16 protein-coding genes and 1 pseudogene are annotated in these 16,685 nt (G+C 70.9%); 12 read left to right on the top strand and 5 right to left on the bottom strand.

Annotated elements, in window-relative coordinates; all coding sequences use genetic code 11:
• Position 1: 1 nt before the first annotated feature.
• Positions 2-1,198 (bottom strand): cytochrome P450 family protein, encoded by a 1,197-nt coding sequence (locus tag FHS44_RS19350; protein ID WP_184716490.1) that lies wholly within the window; start codon positions 1,196-1,198, stop codon positions 2-4.
• 143 nt (positions 1,199-1,341) lie between these two features.
• Positions 1,342-2,247 (bottom strand): peptidylprolyl isomerase, encoded by a 906-nt coding sequence (locus tag FHS44_RS19355; RefSeq protein ID WP_184716492.1) that lies wholly within the window; start codon positions 2,245-2,247, stop codon positions 1,342-1,344.
• Between the two features lie 209 nt (positions 2,248-2,456).
• Between FHS44_RS19355 and FHS44_RS19360 the strand changes: the two genes are divergently transcribed.
• Positions 2,457-2,918 carry a DUF2231 domain-containing protein gene (locus tag FHS44_RS19360; RefSeq protein ID WP_184716494.1) on the top strand — a complete coding sequence of 154 codons (462 nt, stop codon included), beginning with the start codon at positions 2,457-2,459 and terminating at the stop codon, positions 2,916-2,918.
• Positions 2,919-2,958: 40 nt separating this feature from the next.
• A complete protein-coding gene (locus tag FHS44_RS19365) occupies positions 2,959-4,269 on the top strand; it encodes a replication-associated recombination protein A (RefSeq protein WP_184716496.1) in 1,311 nt (436 codons plus the stop codon).
• Positions 4,270-4,288: 19 nt separating this feature from the next.
• Here the strand turns inward: FHS44_RS19365 and FHS44_RS19370 are convergent, their stop codons facing one another.
• Complete coding sequence (locus tag FHS44_RS19370; RefSeq protein WP_184716498.1) at positions 4,289-4,927, bottom strand: TetR/AcrR family transcriptional regulator; 639 nt, start codon at positions 4,925-4,927, stop codon at positions 4,289-4,291.
• A gap of 85 nt (positions 4,928-5,012) precedes the next feature.
• Between FHS44_RS19370 and FHS44_RS19375 the strand changes: the two genes are divergently transcribed.
• The 9 genes and pseudogenes from FHS44_RS19375 to FHS44_RS19415 all read left to right on the top strand — a co-directional run bounded on the left by FHS44_RS19375 (position 5,013) and on the right by FHS44_RS19415 (position 14,404).
• Positions 5,013-5,927, top strand: coding sequence for a hypothetical protein (locus tag FHS44_RS19375; protein ID WP_246435623.1), 915 nt, complete (start codon positions 5,013-5,015; stop codon positions 5,925-5,927).
• On the top strand, positions 5,924-7,210 hold the full coding sequence (locus tag FHS44_RS19380) for a methyltransferase (protein ID WP_184716500.1): 1,287 nt from the start codon (positions 5,924-5,926) through the stop codon (positions 7,208-7,210). The genes FHS44_RS19375 and FHS44_RS19380 overlap by 4 nt, the downstream gene beginning before the upstream one ends.
• 100 nt (positions 7,211-7,310) lie before the next feature.
• Entirely contained in the window at positions 7,311-7,703 is a 393-nt protein-coding gene (locus FHS44_RS19385; protein ID WP_184716502.1) for a DUF948 domain-containing protein, read from the top strand.
• On the top strand, positions 7,700-7,954 hold the full coding sequence (locus FHS44_RS19390) for a hypothetical protein (protein WP_184716504.1): 255 nt from the start codon (positions 7,700-7,702) through the stop codon (positions 7,952-7,954). The genes FHS44_RS19385 and FHS44_RS19390 overlap by 4 nt, the downstream gene beginning before the upstream one ends.
• Positions 7,954-10,626, top strand: coding sequence for an alanine--tRNA ligase (alaS, locus tag FHS44_RS19395; protein ID WP_184716506.1), 2,673 nt, complete (start codon positions 7,954-7,956; stop codon positions 10,624-10,626). The genes FHS44_RS19390 and alaS overlap by 1 nt, the downstream gene beginning before the upstream one ends.
• A gap of 53 nt (positions 10,627-10,679) precedes the next feature.
• Positions 10,680-11,114 (top strand): annotated as a pseudogene (gene ruvX, locus FHS44_RS19400) (Holliday junction resolvase RuvX); the annotation flags it as partial.
• 134 nt (positions 11,115-11,248) lie between these two features.
• Positions 11,249-12,277: an endolytic transglycosylase MltG gene (gene mltG, locus FHS44_RS19405; RefSeq protein ID WP_312863724.1), complete on the top strand. Its 1,029-nt coding sequence runs from the start codon at positions 11,249-11,251 to the stop codon at positions 12,275-12,277.
• 166 nt (positions 12,278-12,443) lie between these two features.
• Positions 12,444-13,580: an endolytic transglycosylase MltG gene (gene mltG, locus FHS44_RS19410; RefSeq protein WP_246435624.1), complete on the top strand. Its 1,137-nt coding sequence runs from the start codon at positions 12,444-12,446 to the stop codon at positions 13,578-13,580.
• A complete protein-coding gene (locus tag FHS44_RS19415; protein ID WP_184716511.1) occupies positions 13,577-14,404 on the top strand; it encodes a shikimate dehydrogenase in 828 nt (275 codons plus the stop codon). The genes mltG (FHS44_RS19410) and FHS44_RS19415 overlap by 4 nt, the downstream gene beginning before the upstream one ends.
• On the opposite strand, the gene FHS44_RS19420 is transcribed toward FHS44_RS19415, so the two are convergent.
• Together FHS44_RS19420 and FHS44_RS19425 are read right to left on the bottom strand one after the other, a co-directional pair.
• Positions 14,379-15,314 carry a hypothetical protein gene (locus tag FHS44_RS19420; protein WP_184716512.1) on the bottom strand — a complete coding sequence of 312 codons (936 nt, stop codon included), beginning with the start codon at positions 15,312-15,314 and terminating at the stop codon, positions 14,379-14,381. The two genes, FHS44_RS19415 and FHS44_RS19420, sit on opposite strands and share 26 nt — an antisense overlap.
• Positions 15,311-15,658: a PadR family transcriptional regulator gene (locus FHS44_RS19425; RefSeq protein ID WP_246435625.1), complete on the bottom strand. Its 348-nt coding sequence runs from the start codon at positions 15,656-15,658 to the stop codon at positions 15,311-15,313. The genes FHS44_RS19420 and FHS44_RS19425 overlap by 4 nt, the downstream gene beginning before the upstream one ends.
• A 223-nt stretch (positions 15,659-15,881) precedes the next feature.
• On the opposite strand from FHS44_RS19425, the gene infC reads away from it, so the two are divergent.
• Positions 15,882-16,637 (top strand): translation initiation factor IF-3, encoded by a 756-nt coding sequence (infC, locus tag FHS44_RS19430; protein WP_312863725.1) that lies wholly within the window; start codon positions 15,882-15,884, stop codon positions 16,635-16,637.
• Positions 16,638-16,685: the final 48 nt, after the last annotated feature.

The following is a 16,685-nucleotide window of genomic DNA, read 5'->3' on the forward strand; positions in this document are numbered from 1 at the left end:
CTCAGAAGCGGACGGGCAGGGCGCGCAGCCCGCGGATGAGGGATCCGCTGCGGTTCCACCGGATGGCGCCGGGGTCGCAGTCGAGTTCGATGCCCGGCAGGCGTTCCAGCAGGGTCCCGAAGGCGACCAGCGCCTCAAGCCTGGCCAGTGGCGCGCCCAGGCAGAAGTGGATGCCGTGGCCGAAGGCGACGTGCCGGTTGTCCGCGCGGGTGATGTCCAGGACGTCGGGGCAACCGAAGACCTGGGGGTCGCGGTTGACCGCGCCGAGCAGGATGTGGACCACGCTGCCCTTCGGGATGTGGACGCCCCCGAGCTCCAGGTCCTCGGTGGCGAAGCGGAAGGTGGCGCGACCGACGGGGCCGTCGTGGCGGAGGAACTCCTCGACCGCCGACGGCAGCAGTTCCGGCCGCTCCCGCAGCGTCTTCAGCTGCTCGGGGGCGGTCAGCAGGGCCAGCATGCCGTTGCCGATGAGGTTGACCGTGGTCTCGTGCCCGGCGATGAGCAGCAGCGTCAGGCCGGCCAGGAGCTCCTGGTCGTCGAGCAGTTCGTCGTCGTCGCGGGCGAGGACCATCGCGCTGATCAGGTCGTCGCGCGGGGCGGCCCGCCGTTCGGCGATGATCGCGGTGAAGTAGTCGCCGACCGCGGTGTTCACCTCCTCGCGGTGCCTGACCTGCGCCTCGTCGAGCGCGGGGCCGACCAGCGTGCTCGACCAGTCGCGGAAGGCTGCCTGGTCCCGCACCGGCACGCCGAGCAGCTCGCAGATCACCGTGATCGGCAGGGGGAAGGCGAAGTCGTCGAGCAGGTCCGCCTCGCCCCTGGGAAGCATCGCGTCGATCAGGTCGTCGGCGATCGCCTGGATTCTGGGGCGCAGGGACTCGATCCTGCGGGGCGTGAAGGCCTTGGAGACCAGGCGGCGCAGCCGGGTGTGGTCGGGAGGGTCGCTGTCGAGCATGTTGCCGGCGAGGATCCGGTTGTCGGCGTCGAAGCGTGCGCGGAACGGCTCCGGCACCCAGGCGACGCTCTTGGCGAGGCGGGGGTCGTTGAGGGCGGGGCGGCCGTGCTCGTAGTCGAGGACCAGGAAGGCGCCCATGCCGGGAGGGAAGTCGACAGGATGGACGGGGCCCTTCTCCCTGAGCGCGGCGCAGGCGGCATGGGGATCGGGGCTCAGTATGAACTCGAAAGGTAACTTCTCCGGCATCGGCGCCCCCCGGGGAGATGGATCGGGTCCTGTTTCCCCTCCAGTCTGACCCGGGAGATCGCGGCTCGCCCGCCGTGCGGGAGATGGCGGCCGTCATGACCGGTATGTCCGTGCGGGCGAGCCTGCGGCGGCTGCCGTGGACTCTAGGCGAGCCGGACGTCCTTGATGATCACCGGGATCTTGGGGGCGTTCGAGCCGCCGTCGCCGGTGATGTCGTTGGGGTTCTCGATCCAGCCGCCCTGGTAGACCTTCTCAAGGATGTCCATGCCCTTGGAGACCGTGCCGATGGGCGTGTAGTCGGGCTGGAGCTGGGCGGTCTCGTCCGACAGGGAGATCCAGAACTGGCTGCCGTTCTGGTTGGACGCCTCGGCCGCCTGGGCCAGCGCGACCGTTCCCTTGGTGTAGGGGAGCCCGCCGAGGTTCTCGTCGTTGAAGACGTATCCTGAGCTGCCCTGCCCGTCGGTGGGGTTCTTGCCGTCGGCCTTGGCCTGCGGGTCGCCGCACTGCAGCAGGCCGAGCCCGGAGTTCTCCGGGGTGGCAAGGCGGTGGCACCTGGTGTTGTCGAAGAAGTTCTTCTTCGCGAGGAAGGCGAAGGAGTTGACCGAGCAGGGGGCCCGGTCCGTCACCAGGTTGATCACGACGTCGCCGAGGTTGGTGGTGATCGTCATGGTCTTCAGGTTCAGGTTGGGCTTGGCCGGGGGCATGCCCACGTACTTGGCCGGGCTGCCGCTGGTGTCCTTGCGGTAGGAGCAGGTCAGCTTGGCCAGCTCCGCCGAGGGGGTCGGCGTCGGCTGCAGGGCCGGGACCTGACTCGGGTCCGCCTCCACGTTCTTGTTCACGGAGGCGTTGCGCTTGTTGTCGTCGCCACCGCCGAGGAGGTTCGTCGCGGCGAACAGGCCCCCGGCCACGACGACGACCGCGACGCCGGCTCCGATGAAGGTGTTCCGCCTCGCCTTGGCAGCTGACGGCTGCTGAGCCTGCTCGGCCCGCCGGGCCTGCCGCTCCTTGTGCTCCCGCGCCAGCTGGCTCTGGCGGTCTTCGCCGCTCACCGCTTCGTCCTCCAGAATTGCCGATCCATGACTATTGACTGGGCGAAAGCGTACCCGCCTCAGCGTGTGATGGATGTAAGTGACAGAATCCGTCAGATGGGGTAGGAGAGGAAGACGCGGGTGAAGTGCCGCGTTCCAGGTAGCGTTCACGGTGGGATCGCCCACCTGCCAGCGCCTGCGGAAACGCCACCCACGACCGGAGCCCCCCTATGTTCGACGAGATCCTGGGACTGCCCGCCCACCCGCTGATCGTGCACGCCGCCGTGGTCCTGACACCGCTGCTCGTGGTGCTGTCCGTCGTGTACGCCCTGGTCACACGCACGCGTGCCGTACTGGCCTGGGCGGTCGCCGGGCTCGCGGTCGCCGCGCCGGTGGCGGTCCTGGCGGCCAGGCAGAGCGGTCAGGCGCTCAGGGGCGGCGACTTCTCCTCGGTGAGCGGGCAGCTCGGGCTGCGCATCGCCGAGCACGAGAGCTTCGCGACCCCGCTGCTGCTGGCCGTCCTGGCCCTCGGGGTGGTCTCCCTCGTCCTGGTCTATCTGGCGCGTTCGGGGAACACGCCCAGGGCCGCTGAGACGGTGCTGCGCGCGCTGACGGTGGTCCTGGCCGTGGTGTCCGGCTACTACGTGCTGCGCGCGGGCCACAGCGGCGCCGTCGCGGTCTGGGGAAGCTGACGCGGATCAGGAGCCCACGCGCTGACGGTACTGTCTGAGCGTGGACAGCCTGTTCGACGCGGCGGCAGAGGAGGCCCAGCGCGGCCATGAACCGCTGGCGGTGCGGATGCGCCCGCGCGGCCTGGACGAGGTGATCGGCCAGCGGCACCTGCTCGGCCCCGGCACCCCGCTGCGCAGGCTCGTCGAGGCCGAGGCCCCGATGTCGCTGTTCCTGTGGGGCCCGCCGGGCACGGGCAAGACCACCCTCGCCTACGTGGTCGCCGGGGTGACCAAGCGCCGCTTCGTCGAGGTCTCCGCGGTCTCCGCCGGGGTCAAGGAGGTCCGCGCCGCCATCGAGCAGGCCCGTCGTGAGCTGGGCATGTCGGGGCGCCAGACCGTGCTGTTCGTCGACGAGGTGCACCGCTTCAACAAGGCCCAGCAGGACGCGCTGCTGCCCGCCGTCGAGAACCGCTGGGTCACCTTCATCGGCGCGACCACGGAGAACCCGTTCTTCTCGGTCATCTCACCGCTGCTGTCCCGCTCGCTGCTGCTGACCCTGGAGTCGCTGTCCGAGGAGGACATCCGCGGCGTGCTCGAACGCGCCGTCGCCGACCCGCGCGGCCTGGACGGGCGGCTGCGGCTCGCGCCGGAGGCCACCGACCATCTGGTACGGCTGGCGGGGGGAGACGCCCGCAGGTCCCTCACCTACCTTGAGGCCGCCGCGCTGATCGCCGAGGACGAGATCACCGTCGAGGTGGTCGAGCGGGCGGTGGACAAGGCGGCCGTGCGCTACGACCGCCAGGGTGACCAGCACTACGACGTGGTCAGCGCCTTCATCAAGAGCATGCGGGGCTCCGACGCCGACGCCGCGCTGCACTATCTGGCCAGGATGGTCGAGGCGGGGGAGGACCCCAGGTTCATCGCCCGCAGGATCGTCATCTTCGCCTCGGAGGACGTCGGCATGGCCGATCCCACCTGTCTGCAGGTGGCGGTGGCCGCGGCGCAGGCCGTCGAGTTCATCGGCCTGCCCGAGGGGCGCCTGAACCTGGCCCAGGCCGTCGTCCACTGCGCGCTCGCCCCCAAGTCCAACGCGGTGATCACCGCGATCGACGCCGCCGCCCAGGACGTACGGCGGGGCGACATCGGCCAGGTCCCCGCCCACCTGCGTGACGCGCACTATCCGGGTGCCCGGGGCCTTGGCCACGGCGAGGGCTACCGCTACCCGCACGACTTCGAGCACGGCCTCGTCCGCCAGGACTACGCCCCGGCCGAGCTGAGGGACCGCCGCTACTACCGGCCCACCAAGCACGGCGCCGAGGCGGCCTTCGCCGACCGCTGGAGCAGGATCCGCGCCTTCCTGCGCGGCCAGTAGCCCCCAGGCTCTCAGGCTCTCAGGCGGGAGGCTCCTTCGGGACGCGGGGCCTGCGGCGGGGGAAGCGCATGGTCAGCAGCCTGGCGCGGGGGGCGAGGCGGCGGGCCAGCGTGAAAAGGGCGTCGGTGCGGGAGCGGTCGGCGTCGAGGTGGGTGAACAGGTTGACGCCCAGGTAGAAGGTGATCGCGGCGTAGGCGAGGTCGCGGGGCGGCATGAGCCTGGCCAGGGGTGAGCCGCCGATGACCCGCTCAAGTGTCTGCTCGACGAAGTCGATCCACGGGTCGGAGCGCTTGACGATCTCCGCCCTGAGCTCCGGCCTGGCGATGCTCGCGCCGACCAGCTCCGACAGGAGCGTGATGTGCCCGGCCTCCAGGTCGGCCTGGTAGATCGCGGTCGCGGTCTCGGCCAGCTCCTCCAGCGTGCGTGCCTGTGCGACCGCCCTGCCGTAGTCGGTCATCCGCTGCTCCGAGGCGCGGTCGAGCGCGGCGAGCAGCAGCGGATCGACCCCTCCGAAGTGGTAGAAGACCAGCGCCGAGTTGACCCCGGCCGCCTTGGCGATGGCCCGGGCGCTCGCCCCGGCGTATCCCTCGGTCCGCACGGTCTCGGCCGCGGCCTCGATCAGCCGCTCACGGGTCTCCGCACCCGCCTGCTTGTTCAACTTCGCCGTCCCCTCTTGCCATGACGATCTCTTCGATCATACGGTTTAATCACTTGATTAAACCGACTGATGAAGAGGGCGCCGCATGGACGACAGCTCCGGACAACCCCCGGACCCCGGGCCGCTTCCCGAGGAGCGGCAGGAGCGCAGGGCGCGCTGGAACCTCGCCGGTCTGCTCCTGGCCCTGTTCGTGGCGCTCCTGCTCTACCGGGTGCTGCACGCGGGTCATCTGGAGGAGACGACGCTCTTCTACGTCGGTCTTCCCGCCGTCATCGCCATCACGGTCGTGCTGGCGAGCAAGCCGAGGTCCGCGACCGGCTCGGTCGTGGCGACGGTCACCGTGGCCCTCGCCTTCGCGGGGCCGCTGCTCGGCGAGGGGATCGTCTGTGTGCTGTTCGCCGCGCCGCTCTTCCTCCTTGTCGCCCTGCTGATCGGGTCCGTCATCGACTACTTCAGCCGGCGGGGACCCCACGCGGTCGTCGCCCCGCTGGTGCTGCTCACGCTCGTCACCGTGGGCGCGGAACTGGCGGGACCGGCCCGCGAGACCGAGGTCACCGTGGTGCGCGCGGCCACCGCGACCGGGACGGAACAGGCACTGGCCGCCGTCCCCGTCTTCGGGCCGTTCGAGTCGGTGTTCCTGAGGATGGGTTTCCCCCGGCCGCTCGCGGCCACCGGAACCGGACTTGAGGTCGGCGCCGTGCGCGAGATCACCTTCAACCCGCGCCGCTCCCTCGGCATCGGCGCCGTTCCCGAGCCGCGCTCGATGACCCTCAGGGTGAAGGAACGCGGTCCCGGGCGGGTGACCTTCTCCGTGGTCCGCGACACCACGCTGGCTCGCTGGCTCGACCTGCGTGAGGCGGAGTTCTCCTGGGGGAGCGGGAAGCTCGCGGTGACGTTGCGCTACCGCCGCACCTTCGACCCCGGCTGGTACTTCGGCCCCCTGCAGCGCTACGCCGTCGGCCAGGCCGCCGACTACCTCGCCGGGACCTTCGCACGATGACGGGCGACCCCGCGCTGGTACGCGGCCTGGCCATCGCGGTGCCGGTCGCCGCGATGATCGTCGCCACGGCCCGCCGCAGGCCGGGGGAGCGGGACGTGGCCGCGGCGATCCTGGCCACGCTGTGGAACCTGGAGGCACTCATCGCGGTGAACCTCCTCGCCCAGGACCTCGGCTGGTGGCACTTCACCGCCAGGGAGGCCGTCTACCGGGGCATCCCGGTGGACCTGCTGCTGGGCTGGGCACTGCTCTGGGGCGCAGTGCCCAGCCTGGCGGCCCGCCGGGCGCCGGTCCCGCTGGTCGCCGCGCTCCTCGGCTGGCTGGACCTGGCGGTGATGCCGCTGGCCGAGCCCGTCGTCGTGCTCGGCGAACACTGGCTCGCCGGGGAGACGGTCGCGATCGCCGTCTCCCTGGTCCCCGGGCTGCTGGTCGCGGGCTGGACGGCCAGGGGAAGCCGTCTGCCGCTCAGGGCCACGGCCCAGGTAGTCCTGGCGATGGGCGGGGGCATGGCGCTGCCCATCGTGCTGACCGGGGTGTGGCGGCAGCCGACGTGGGTGCTCGGTCTCATGACGCAGGCACTGGCCGTGCCGGGGCTGCTCGGCCTGGCCGCGGTGCGGGAGTTCGCGCTCGTGGGCCGGGGGACGCCGCTGCCGTACGATCCGCCGGGGCGGCTGGTGGTCACCGGGCCCTACGCCTACGTCCGCAACCCGATGCAGGCCGCGATGACGGGCGGCTACCTCCTGCTCGCCCTGCTCGACCCGGTGTTCCTGGCCGCGGCGCTTATCGCCTTCGCCTACGGGGCCGGGCTGGCGGCCTGGCACGAGGGGGAGGGACTCACCGCCCGCTTCGGGCAGGAATGGGCCGCCTACCGGCGCGCCGTACGGGCGTGGGTGCCCCGGTGGCGGCCCGCCTCCTTCGCGGAGGACGCGGGGGATACCGCGTCCGTGTACGTGGCGAGCACCTGCGGGGCCTGCTCGCGGGTCGGCGCGTGGATCCTCGCGCGCCACCCGGTGGGGCTGCGGGTGCTCGCGGCGGAGGAACACCCCGACCGGCTGCGCAGGATCACCTACGAGTCGGCGGACGGGCGGCGCGCCCAGGGAGTGGCGGCGGTCGCCCACGTGCTGACCCACATCCACCTCGGCTGGGCCCTGGCCGGGTGGGCCCTCATGATCCCGGGAGTCGGCTGGTTCGCCCAGCTCTGCGTGGACGCCTTCGGGGGCGGCCCCAGGACGCTGGCCGTACGGAACGGGAGCACGTCGCCGGTGTCGGCGGGGGAGGAGGCATGAGCGGCCCGCCTGGGCGTCGTGTCACGGTATGCCGGGGAAGCGGTGCGGGACGCGGTAAGGTCTTGCCTGTTCCAGCCGGGTCAACCAAGGAGATCGGCGCATGCTTACCGCAGGAGAGGTCGCCGGGCTGATCGTCGCGATGGCCTGGGCGATCCTGGTCAGCTTCCTGGCCGTGGCACTGGTCAAGCTGGCCCGGCTGCTCACCGAGACCACCAAGATGGTCTCCGAACTGGGCGAACGCGTGGTGCCGCTGCTGGAGGACGTCACCGTCACCGTCAGCGAGACCAACCGCCAGCTCGTCGCCGTCGAGGCCATCGCCAGGGACGTCAAGCAGGTCAGCGGACACGCCGCCAAGATCAGCGACGTCACCCAGACCCTGGTCACCGGGCCGTTGATCAAGCTCGCCGCGCTGACCCACGGTGTCAGGCGCGCCCTGTCGGCCCGCAGGAACGGCAGGCCCGGCGCCCGGGTCCTCGAAGGGCGGCGGCGATGATCCGCAGGCTCTTCTACATCTCCCTGGGCGCGTTCGGCGCGGTGTGGGTGATGCGTAAGCTGCAGTCACTGCACCCGAACCACCTGGCCCGCCGCGCGGTACGCGGCGCCTCCGGCGTTCTGGACCAGGCACGGGACTTCGCGGCCGAGGCACTGGACGGCGCCGCGCGGCGGGAAACCGAGTTGCGCACCCGGTTCGGCCTCGACAGTGTTGAGAACACCCACACCTACGACGTAAAGGATGGCCGCTGATGGAGTCGGCAGAGATCGCCCGCCGCTTCCTGCGCTTCTTCGAGGAGCGTGGGCACACCGTCGTGCCCTCGGCCAGCCTCATCGCCGAGGACCCGACGCTGCTTCTCGTCCCCGCGGGCATGGTGCCGTTCAAGCCCTACTTCCTGGGCCAGCGCAAGCCGCCCTACCCCAGGGCCGCGAGCGTCCAGAAGTGCGTGCGCACCCCCGACATCGACGAGGTCGGCAAGACCACCAGGCACGCCACCTTCTTCCAGATGCTCGGCAACTTCTCCTTCGGCGACTACTTCAAGGAGCGGGCGATCCCGCTGGCCTGGGAGCTGCTGACCAAGCCCGAGTCCGAGGGTGGCTTCGGCTTCCCCGAGGACCGGCTCTGGGTCACCGTCTACCACGACGACGACGAGTCCTACGACATCTGGAACCGCGAGGTCGGCGTCCCCGCCGAGCGCATCCAGCGTCGCGGCCTGGCCGACAACTACTGGCACATGGGCGTCCCCGGCCCCGGCGGCCCCTGCACCGAGATCTACTACGACCGCGGCCCCGAGTACGGCAGGGAAGGCGGTCCCGTCGCCGACGAGAACCGCTACCTGGAGGTCTGGAACAACGTCTTCATGCAGTTCCAGCTCGGCGCGGTGCGCAGCAAGACCGACTTCGACGTCGTGGGCGAACTGCCCGCCAAGAGCGTCGACACCGGCATGGGCCTTGAGCGGATGGCCGCCATCCTGCAGGGCGTCGACAACATCTACGAGATCGACACCACCTACAAGATCCTCGACAGGGCCGCGGAGCTGACCAGGACCCGCTACGGCCGCGACGAGCGCGCCGACGTCTCGCTGCGCGTGGTCGCCGACCACGTCCGCACCGGCGTGATGCTCGTCGCCGACGGTGTGCTGCCCTCCAACGAGGGCCGGGGCTACGTGCTGCGGCGCATCCTGCGCCGCGCCATCCGCAACCTGCGCCTGCTGGGCGCGGGCGAGCAGCGCTACATGCACGAGCTGACCGCGGTGACCATCGACGTGATGGGCGAGCTCTACCCCGACCTCAAGGCCGACGCCCCGCAGATCCACGGCGTCATCGACGCGGAGGAGACCTCCTTCCTCGGCACCCTGCGCACCGGCACCGCGATCTTCGACGCGGCCGTCGAGGAGACCAAGCGCAAGGGACAGGGCACCCTCGGCGGTGACCAGGCCTTCCAGTTGCACGACACCTACGGCTTCCCGATCGACCTGACCCTGGAGATGGCCTCCGAGCAGGGCCTCAAGGTCGACGAGGAGGGCTTCCGCAGGCTGATGAAGGAGCAGCGCGACCGCGCCAAGGCCGACGCCGCCGCCAAGAAGACCGGCAACGCCGACATCTCGGTGTTCGGCCAGATCCTGGAGAAGACCGGCAAGGTCGAGTTTCTCGGCTACGACAACGTGACCGCCGAGTCCACGATCATCGGCCTGCTCGTCGACGGCCTCCCGGTCCCCGCCGCGGGCGCGGGCACGACCGTCGAGGTCGTGCTCAGCCGTACCCCCTTCTACGCCGAGGGCGGTGGCCAGCTCGCCGACCAGGGACTCATCCGCACCGACGGGGCCGAGGTTGAGATCGTCGACACGCAGTCCCCGGTCTCCGGCGTCATCGTGCACCGGGGCAAGGTCAGGACCGGCGAGGTCAGGGTCGGCGACCAGGCCCAGGCCGAGATCGACGTCGAGCGCCGTCGCGCCATCTCCCGCAGCCACACCGCGACCCACCTGGTGCACAGGGGCTTCCGCAACGCGCTCGGCGAGACGGCCGCGCAGGCGGGCTCGGAGAACTCGCCCGGCCGCTTCCGCTTCGACTTCACCGCCGCGGGCGCCGTGCCACCCAGCGTGCTCCGCGACGTCGAGGACGAGGTCAACGCCGTCCTGATCGGCGACCTCAAGGTCAACGCCTTCCACACCTCCCAGGCCGAGGCCAGGGCGATGGGCGCGCTCGCGCTGTTCGGCGAGAAGTACGGCGAGACCGTCCGCATCGTCGAGGTCGGCGACTACTCCCGCGAGCTCTGCGGCGGCACCCACGTGGCCAGCTCGGGACAGCTCGGCCTGGTCAAGGTGCTCGGCGAGGCCTCGATCGGCGCCGGGGTGCGACGGGTCGAGGCCCTGGTCGGCCTGGACGCCTTCCGCTTCCTGGCCCGTGAGAGCGTGCTCGTCGCCCAGCTCTCCGAGCAGCTCAAGGCCCGCAGGGAGGAGCTGCCCGAGCGGATCGAGGGCATCGTCACCCGGCTGCGCACCGCGGAGAAGGAGCTGGACAAGCTCCGTTCCGCCCAGGTTCTCGCCCTTGCGGGGGAGATGGCGGCGGGAGCACGTGATCTGGGTGGAGTGTCCGTCGTGACACACCGCGCGCCTGATGGCACCTCTGCGGATGATCTGCGTAAACTCGCCCTTGACGTGCGCGGACGGTTCCCTGGGGACCGGGCGGCGGCCATCGTCGTCGCGGCGGTCCCCGCCGACCGGCCGGTCGTCGTGGCCACGGTCAACGACGCGGGCCGCGAGCGCGGTCTCAAGGCGGGCAGGCTCGTCGGCGTCGCGGCCAAGGCGCTCGGCGGTGGCGGCGGCGGCAAGGACGACGTCGCCCAGGGCGGCGGAACCCGGCCCGAAGCGATCGGTGACGCGCTGAGCGCCGTCGAGCAGGCGATCGCCCAGACGCTCGCCTGAACAGCCGACGCCGGTGAGCCGCGCGCGGCTCTGAGGCGGAGGCGGAGAACATGATGAGAACTGGCATCCGGCTGGGTGTCGACGTCGGCTCGGTCCGCATCGGCGTGGCCCGCAGCGATCCTTCCGGACTGCTGGCCACACCGGTCGAGACCGTACGGCGCGGCAGAGGCGACCTCGACCGGCTCGCGGCGATCGCGGCCGAGTACGAGGCGGTCGAGATCGTCGTCGGCCTGCCGACCTCGCTGTCCGGCCGTGAGGGACAGGCGGCGGGGGTGGCCCGCGAGTTCGCGGCCAGGATCGCCTCGCGCCTCGCCCCCGTGCCCGTGAGGCTGTTCGACGAGCGGCTCACCACGGTCACCGCGCAGCAGGGGCTGCGCGCGAGCGGCGTCAGGGCCAGGGACCAGCGCGGCGTGGTCGACCAGGCGGCGGCGGTGGTGCTGCTCCAGGCCGCCCTGGACAACGAACGGGCGACCGGCAGGCCGCCGGGCGTGGCGGCCGGTCCACCGGCTGGCTCCCCGGCCGGTTCACAGGCCGGTCCTTCTGCCGGTTCATCGGGCGCCAGACCCGGCGAGTCACCGGGCGTCAGACCCGGCGAGGAGAGGCCGAGCGGCGGGACAGGGCGGTGAGCGGGCGGCTGACCTGGCTGCTGGCCTGCGGCGCGGGCGTCGCGCTGCTCGGGGCGGGCGGCTACGTCATGGCCAGGCCGTACCTCGCCCCCGCCGACTTCGAGGGGCCGGGCACGGGGGCGGTCACCGTACGGATCACCCAGGGCGCGAGCGCGGGAGAGATCGCCGCGACCCTGGCCGCCGCGGGGGTCGTGGCGAGCGCCCGCTCGTTCGTCACGGTCGCCGAGGAGCGGGAGAAGGCGGGCAGCCTGCTCCCCGGGCACTACCGGATGCGCAAGGGCATGTCGGCCGCCTCCGCCCTCGACCTGCTGACCACGCCCCAGGCCCGGATGGTGCGGCGCGTCGTCGTTCCCGAGGGGCTGCGGCTGCCCGAACTGCTCGACCGGCTCGCCGAGGGCACCGGGATGCGCAGGGCCGACCTCGCCGAGGCCGCCAGGGACGTCCGGGCGCTGGACCTGCCCGGGTACGCCGGGGGACCGGAGGGTTTCCTGTTTCCGGCGACCTACGAGGTGGAGCCGGACACGACCCCGGCCGAGCTGCTCGGCGCCATGGTGGAACGTTTCAAGGACGCCGCCGCCGAGCTGGACCTGGAACGGCGGGCCGCCGACAGGGACCTGACCCCGCTTGAGGCCGTCACGGTGGCCAGCATCGTCCAGGCCGAAGGTGGGAGATACTCGGACTATCCGAAGATCGCTAGAGTGATCTACAACCGGATCAAAGCCGGTACTCCCCTCCAACTCGACACCACGGTGCTCTACGCCCAAAGGCGCAGAAGCCTCATGGTTTCGGAGAAAGACACCACGGTGCGCTCGCCGTACAACACCTATCTGAGGCCTGGCCTGCCGCCGGGTCCCGTCGCCAGTCCCGGAGAGAGGGCACTGAGAGCGGCGCTCCGGCCGGGTCAGGGCAGGTGGTTCTGGTTCGTCACCACGGATCCGGCGCATAGAATCACGAAATTCACTGACAAAGAGAGTGAGTTTGTGAGATACCGGGAACAGCTGAACAGATATCTCGGGACGCACTGATGTCCGGCGGAACACCCCCCGTTCCGCCGCGCGCGGCGATCCACTCCGACGGCACACGGCGGTCCGAGATGTCCGGTCCGGGGCTCCTCCTCGGTTTGGCGGACCCGCTTGACGCCAGGCTGTCCCTGCCGGGAGATTGGCCAGCGCATCTATGAACGGGCTCGATATGGACTTTCTGGTCGGCGCCGAGGACGACGACGGGTCACGGCGTGGTTCCCGCGCGTCCTCAGGGCGGCGCGGCCGCCGGAGAAGGCGCCGCCGCAACCGGGGAGGCTTCCTCGCCCCAATGCTCGCGGTCATCGTCCTGATCGGCGGTCTCGGAGCCGGGGGTTACTACGGCTACACCTGGCTGCGTGAGGTGACGACCCCCCAGGACTACGCGGGGGAGGGCAGCGGCGAGGTCGTCATCGAGATCAAGGACGGCCAGACCGCCTCCGACGTCGCCCAGACCCTGGAGAAGCAGGACGTCGTCAAGAGCGCCAGGACGTTCACCGGCGCCGTCGCCGACGCGGGCAAGAGCTCCTCCCTGCAGCCCGGCGAGTACCGGATGCGCAAGCAGATGTCCGCCGCCTCGGCCGTCAAGCTGCTCGACCCGTCCCTGCGGCTGCTCGAAAGGGTGACGCTGAAGGAGGGCCTGCGCCTGTCCGACACCCTGGCGACGCTCGCCAAGGAGACCGGCAAGCCGCTCAAGGAGTTCCAGCAGGCCGCGAAGAATGTCAAGGCGCTCGGCCTGCCCGGCTACGCCAAGGGACGCCTTGAGGGCTACGCCTTCCCCGCGACCTACGACATCACCCCCAAGATGACCCCGGCGGACATCCTCACCGCGATGGTCGACCGCTTCAACCAGACCGCCGACAAGGACGGGCTGGTCTCCGCGGCCAAGAACCTCGGCCACACCCCGCACGAGATCATGACGATCGCCAGCATCGTCCAGGCCGAGTCGGGCAAGGTCGAGGACATGCCCAAGGTGGCCAGGGTCATCTACAACCGTCTCGACGGCAACCGCAAGCTGGAGATGGACAGCACGGTGATGTACGGGCTGAACAAGTACGGCATCTCCGCCACCAACGCCGACCTGCAGAGCAAGTCGCCCTACAACACCTACGCGCGGCTCGGCCTGCCGCCGGGTCCCATCGCCAACCCGGGCGACCACGCCATTCAGGCGGCGCTCGACCCGGCCAAGGGCGACTGGGTCTGGTTCGTCACCACCGACCCCAAGCGCGGCATCACCAAGTTCGCCTCCACGGAGGCCGAGTTCTTCCAGCTGAAGTCGGAGTTCGAGAAGAACAGGGCGGGCGGATGACGCGGGCGGCGGTCCTCGGTTCACCCATCGCCCACTCGCTCTCGCCCCACCTGCACCGGGCCGCCTACGAGGCCCTCGGCCTGTACGACTGGAAGTACGAGTCCTTCGAGTGCGACGAGGCGGCGCTGCCCGGCCTGCTCGACGGGCTCGGCCCCGGCTGGGCGGGCCTGTCGCTGACCATGCCGCTCAAGCGCGCCGTGCTGCCGCTGCTCGACACGGTCTCCGACCTGGCGGTCGAGGTCGGCGGGGCGAACACCGTGATCTTCTCCGAGGGCGGTCGCCACGGGGACAACACCGACGTGTACGGCATCGTCGCGGCGCTCACCGAGGCCGGGATCCGGCCGCCGCGCGGCGCCACGATCCTCGGCGGCGGGGCGACGGCCGCCTCGACGCTGGCGGCCCTGCGCGAGCTGGGCCTGTCCCAGGCGACCCTGGTGGTCCGCGACCCGGCCAGGGCGGGCGAGACGGCGCGGGTGGCCGAACGGCTCGGCACCGCCCTGTCGGTGCGCACCTTCGAGGAGCTGGAGAGCGTCCTGGACGTCGACCTGGTCGTCTCCACCCTGCCCTCCGGCGCCGCCGACGGCTTCGCCGGCCGGCTGGCCGGGGTGCCCGCGCTCTTCGACGTGGTCTACGCGCCGTGGCCGACCAGGCTGGCCTCGGCCGTCGAGGCCGCGGGCGGCATCGTGGTCGGCGGCTTCCCGATGCTGCTGCACCAGGCGGTCCGGCAGGTCGAGATGATGACCGGCCGGACCGACGTCCCGGTCGAGGCGATGCGCGCGGCGGGCAAGGCCGAGATCGTCAGGCGAGCGGCTCCGGGGAGCTGACCGTCCCCGAGCCGTAGGGCCGGAAACCCCTCCTGGCCACGACGAACGCGGTGGCCCCCACCAGGACCTGCACGAGAACGGGGAGCCATTCGTCATGCGGCGTCCCGAACCACGGCACGCCGCCGTAGACCACCAGGAGCAGCGGCACCAGTAGTGCGACGGCCCTGCGGCCCACCGGCGTACGGCTGGCCGCCCCGCAGGCCATGCACACCAGTGTCGTCAAGGCCAGAGAGCCGAGCGAGTACTCGGGGGCCAGGAAGTGTTCGAGGATGGAGACGCCGTTCATCGTCAGGACCGACACGGCGGTCCAGCGCAGGAGTGGACGGCGACCGATCAACTCCGCCCCCGCCGCGGGATCGGGGACGAGCGTCAGCAGCAGCGCGACGATCACACCGGGCAGGGCGTAGAACGCCAGCTCCAAGGGAGCGATCGGATAGGCGTTCATGTCGAGCAGTACCACGGAGAGCGTCGTACTGGCCGCCACCAGGGTCCAGGCGCACGCCGCGGCCGCCCATCGAAGGCCGCGCAGTGCGAGCCAGACGATCAGCAGGCGCGGCAGGGCGAAGACGAGGGGCGTGACGGCGTAGAAGAGAGGCTGGGTGCCGTCGAGGACCCACAGCGCCATGGCCCAGGTGCTCATCTCCAGGACCAGCAGGTGGAGCGGCGCGACGATCGCGGCGACGTTCAGCGCGTCGCGCCAGGAGCCGCCGCTGCCCGGGCCGAGGGCGTGGCGCGCGCGGATCAGCAGGGCGCCCTTGACCAGGTCGAGCGCGTCGCGCGGGTCGGGATGACGCCGCTCCCGCCCGGCCCGCGCCAGCATCACCCCGAGCATCTCCTCCCCGTGCCGTGCCCGGTGCTCGGCCGGGTAGAGGGCCAGCAGCCTGCGGTAACGCTCCTCCAGGATGCTCACGCCGTACCCCCGCCCAGGCTGGGGCGCAGGCCGCGCAGCCGGGCCGAGGCGGCCTCGGCGTGCCTGCGCAGCCGTTCCGCCTCGGTGGCGAGGCGGGTGCCGCCCTCGCCGGTCAGCCGGTAGTAGCGCCGCACCCGGCCCTCAACGATCTCCTCGCGGTCCGTGGTGATCAGGCCTTCCGACTGGAGGCGGTCGAGGGCGGCGTACAGGGTGCCCGCCCGCAGGCGCACCCGGCCCTCGGAGATCTCCTGGACGTCGGTGATCACTCCGTAGCCGTGCTGGGGCCCCGCGGCCAGGGCCGTGAGGATCAGGAACGTCGGTTCCTGCATGGACCTTTGGCTCATATGGTCTTTATATATCGACCATCGGCATATTGGGGAGACGGAACCGGGAATGATTCGGTGGGCATCGGGGGTTGTGGTAGAGTGACTACTCGATCGGTCCGGCATGCCTGCTGGACGCGCAAGCGGAGGTTCACCTCCCACCTGGTCGACCGAGAGGTCGGCAGGTCAAGGATCACAGCCGGGTAACCGGCCGGGCTCGCGGTCTGCTGATCGGCGAGTCCATGTGGCCCCGCATGCGCGACGTGCGGGGCATTTCGCGCTTCCCGACCTGGAAAACGGCCTGTGTTCCGCGACCCCCCGGCACGATCGAGTATGTGCAAAGCCGCCTGCAAGGACGGCGGCGGATCGCAACCTAGGAGGCCTCATCAGCGCCGAGCCCCGCATCAACGACCGTATTCGCGTCCCCGAGGTCCGCCTCGTCGGCCCGAACGGCGAACAGGTTGGCATCGTCTCGATCGGCGATGCTCTGAAGCTGGCTCAGGAATCCGACCTCGACCTCGTCGAGGTCGCGGCCACGGCTCGCCCGCCCGTGTGCAAGCTCATGGACTACGGCAAGTTCAAGTACGAGTCCGCGATGAAGGCACGCGAGGCACGGCGTAACCAGGCGTACACGATCATCAAGGAGATCAAGCTCCGGCCGAAGATCGACCCGCACGACTACGAGACCAAGAAGGGTCACGTGGTGCGGTTCCTCAAGGCGGGAGACAAGGTCAAGGTAACGATCATGTTCCGCGGGCGGGAGCAGTCCCGGCCCGAGCTGGGGTTCAGGCTCCTGCAGCGACTGGCGGAGGACGTCACGGAGCTCGGCTTCGTCGAGTCCCAGCCCAAGCAGGATGGCCGTAACATGATCATGGTTATCGGGCCGCACAAGAAGAAGGCCGAGGCCAAGGCCGAGAAGGCGGCGGCCAAGGCGCGGCGTGACGAGGATTCCGCGGACAGCCCGCAGGGCGACGACCAGGTGTCCGCTCCGCAGGAGTGACTCGCATAGCCTGAACCGTCAGGCAGCCGCGAGACGAAGCCGAGGCCG

Source organism: Streptosporangium saharense (assembly GCF_014203715.1).
Lineage (GTDB): Bacteria > Actinomycetota > Actinomycetes > Streptosporangiales > Streptosporangiaceae > Streptosporangium > Streptosporangium saharense.